3 protein-coding genes and 1 pseudogene are annotated in these 3243 nt (G+C 60.0%); 1 reads left to right on the forward strand and 3 read right to left on the reverse strand.

The genetic code is table 11. From position 1 onward, the window contains the following. Positions 1-335: 335 nt before the first annotated feature. The 3 genes and pseudogenes from DOM57_RS21585 to DOM57_RS21595 all read right to left on the reverse strand — a co-directional run. A pseudogene (locus tag DOM57_RS21585) lies at positions 336-587 on the reverse strand (transposase domain-containing protein); the annotation flags it as partial. A gap of 39 nt (positions 588-626) precedes the next feature. Beyond that, on the reverse strand, positions 627-1082 hold the full coding sequence (locus DOM57_RS21590) for a nucleotide triphosphate diphosphatase NUDT15 (RefSeq protein ID WP_110651809.1): 456 nt from the start codon (positions 1080-1082) through the stop codon (positions 627-629). Next, complete coding sequence (locus DOM57_RS21595; RefSeq protein WP_162619635.1) at positions 1082-2341, reverse strand: FAD-dependent oxidoreductase; 1260 nt, start codon at positions 2339-2341, stop codon at positions 1082-1084. Before DOM57_RS21595 ends, DOM57_RS21590 begins: the two co-directional genes overlap by 1 nt. Before the next feature lie 185 nt (positions 2342-2526). On the opposite strand from DOM57_RS21595, the gene DOM57_RS21600 reads away from it, so the two are divergent. Further along, positions 2527-3129, forward strand: a complete 603-nt coding sequence (locus DOM57_RS21600; protein ID WP_162619636.1) for a TetR/AcrR family transcriptional regulator — start codon at positions 2527-2529, stop codon at positions 3127-3129. Positions 3130-3243: the final 114 nt, after the last annotated feature.

Genomic DNA, 3243 nt, shown 5'->3' on the forward strand with positions numbered 1-3243 from the left:
TGAATAATGCGGGTTCCCCTGTGTCCGGATCTCGACGGAATATCGACCACGAGCTAGGCGCAAACGGATCCGGCCGGTAACCGATCTCTAGACAGCTCTCGGGCCTGAATTCGTTGCAGACCACCACGTCGATCGAGTTGGGTCCTAACCCGACGATTTTCATTAGTGGCAAACCCTGTCCGCAGGCTGTCATACCGATCGTGTCCAACACTTGGCCATGCCATCGGCTACCACCGGCGAATGGAATCGCAATCGACTTCATGGCTTCAGCATTGGACCGGAACGGACCATCTTCTTGGTAAGCGCGCCAATAAACCCACCTGTCCCCGTCAGGGTCAGATCGGTAATGTGTCTTTCCACCGCCAAGGCAGCAGAGCATCGAGATCGTCATCCTCACCCAGCGTCGGTAACGTCTCGAACACGAACCGCAGATACTGATAGGGCACCAGGCCGTTGGCCTTGGCCGTTTCGATCAGGCTATAGATCGCCGCGCTGGCGTGGGCACCGCGCGGCGTGTGGCTGAACAGCCAGTTCTTGCGACCCACCATGAAGGGCCGGATGGCGTTCTCGGCGGGGTTGTTGTTCATTCCGGTTTGGAGCGTTATCAATAGATCAGTCCGACCGCATCAGTCGGAGCCACATAAGATATAACCCCACCAGCCCTCGGGGCAGGGGGCTTTGGCCCACACCTTTAGCATTGCCTCACTTGCAGGAAAGAGCGCTTGTGGCAGCTCATCACGATGGAACCATCGCCACTGGGAAAAGACTTCCGGCTCGGTCACGCGGGGTTTGGCGGTTTCGTTGCCGAGTGAAATCAGCGCCGCGCCGGTGATCGCGGTGCGGTCGCTATCCAGTTGTTGCAGGAAGGCGAATATCTCGACCGGCTGCCGAGTGATGATGCCAGTCTCTTCGTGCAACTCCCGCAGTGCCGCGGCCTCGAAGGTTTCCCCAGGTTCGACGTGCCCGCCGGGCAGGCACCAGGTGGGCGTTTCGCCGGCCTTGATACGGTAGCCGAGCAGGATGTCGCCATTGGCGCGGGTGACGATGACGCCGACACCGACGCGGGAACGAGGCTGTGCCATCAGGAAGGGCGCTCCAGGGTTTCCAGAATGGAACTGGCCGCGTAGTGGCCGCTGATGAATGCCGCCACGATACCACGGAACAGCCCGCAGGCATCGCCGACGACCCAGCTGGGGCGGTTGGGAATGCGTAGTTCGCCATCGACTTGCGGGTACCAGCCGATGCCTTCGAGCGTGGGGCCGATCAGTCGGGTGTCGTCATGTTCGATCGCGGGGAAGTTGCGTATGAGTCGTTTCAAGCCTTGCAGCATGGCCTTGGCCACGTTCTCCCCGTAAGTGGCGTTCATGATCGATGTGGCGTGTTCTTGCCCTTCGATCCACGCCTTGAGCGGGATCGCGAAATGCGAATTCGGCTTGTGCAGTGCGGCCTTGATCGATTCGATGGCCTGGCGCGCCATCGTTTCATCGAGAATGCGTGTATTGAATCCGACGTTGGAGCGCGCCGAGGGTGGGCCGTCCGAATGTCCGGATACCGTCCATAGACCTTGTGTCCGGGTAAGGACGGTGCGGCCGTTGCGGCAGGCGCAGAACGTTCTCCATTCGAGGGCGTCGGAAGCGTTCCGCAGCGTCAGCTTGGGGTCGAGGTTGGTGAGATGCTGGAAGAATGCCTGTTCGCTGGGTTGCTCGATGCGAAAACCGACTTCCAGCCTGCGGAAGATGCTGCCGACGTCGTCTCCGATATCGAGCGCGCCGAAACGGCCCGTCGCGAGGATCAGTGCCCGGGCGCTGATCTCGAAGGCGTGGCTGTCGCGCTGGAGCCATAGATGGTGTTGCCGTGCCGACGCCTCGTAGCGATGGGCAGTGACCTCGGTCCGGCTGGCGATCTCGGTGTCGAGACTGCCTACGAGGCCAAATACCATTTCCAGACGGGCCTGGAGCGAGAGGTAGTCGGAGGGGTAGTCCTTGAGCACCCAGTTGCCGATGCCCGGTGTATAGGCGTTGGCGTTTTCCGGAAAGGGTGGGGTATCCAGGCCATAGCCGTTGAGTAGGTCACACGTCCAGGCATAGGCCTCTCGCAGCGCTTCGCGCTTGGGCAGACGCCACAGATGCGTCGCGGAAGGGAAGAACGAGAACTTGCCATCCGAATAGAGCCCGGCGCCGCCATGGCCTTGGGTCAGCTCGGCTTCCGCCTCTTTCTCTCGTTGCGAAATCTCCTGGCCCTGGTCGATGAGAAGAACCCGAAGGCCCTGGCGGGAAAGTTTCTGTGCGGCGGCCAAGCCGGCGGGGCCTGCGCCGACGATAGCGACATCATAGGTCTCCATGGATCGCTGGCCTCGAGTGTCCGTGTCGTTGTAGTGGTTCGATCCCGGAATCGGGAAGAGAAAAGGCCGCCATGGAACACCTTTGTGATATCGTTGGCACGAGTAAAGACCAATTGTCGATACGGATCGTTTCGTATCCAATGGTATCCTAATCTCAGGAGTGGTTCTCGACAAGGATGTCATCGATGTCTGCAGTTTCCTCTTCTCCTCGGCCCGGCCGACCCCGTAGCGCGACGGCTTCGCTCAAGGTGATGGCGGCGGCGCTGGATCTGGCGCTCGAGGGGGGAATCCACCATGCCACCATCGAACGGGTTTCCGCCGTTTCGGGGGTGGCCAAGTCGACCATTTACCGGCGTTGGCCGAATGCTTCCGCCATTGTCATGGATGCGTTCCTGGACAAGATCGGACCGATCATCGCCTATGACTCGAGTCTTCCCATCGAGACGAATTTCCGCCATAGCGTCATGGCGCTGGTGGAGGTCTTCAACGGGCCTCATGGCCGGCTGCTGCAGCATTTGCTGGGAGCCGCGCAGTCCGACCGGGAACTGGGTGAGGCTTTTGCCAGTCGCTGGATCGAGCCCCGGCGCCAGATGGGGCGGGAAGCCATCGTCGAGGCCGTCAAGAAAGGAGAACTCGATCCGGAAATCGATCCGGACTTGAGCATGGACCTCATCTATGGCGCGGTCTATTACCGGTTGACGGTGTCATTCAGCGAGATGGATGAGGGCTTTATCGAAGCCGTCGTGGATCGGGTTCTGGGAGACTATCTGGTCGGAAGGAGCGTTTGAAGTCATTGTTATGGGGTAGATGGGGCGTTGTTATGGGGTAGGTTGGTTATCGTCGTGTTTGGTTCGCGGCGGCACTCAGGTGCCGCCGCGTTTTTTTATACGTAACTATTCAGG

The organism is Salinicola peritrichatus, assembly GCF_003206715.1.
GTDB classification, from domain to species: Bacteria; Pseudomonadota; Gammaproteobacteria; order Pseudomonadales; family Halomonadaceae; genus Salinicola; species Salinicola peritrichatus.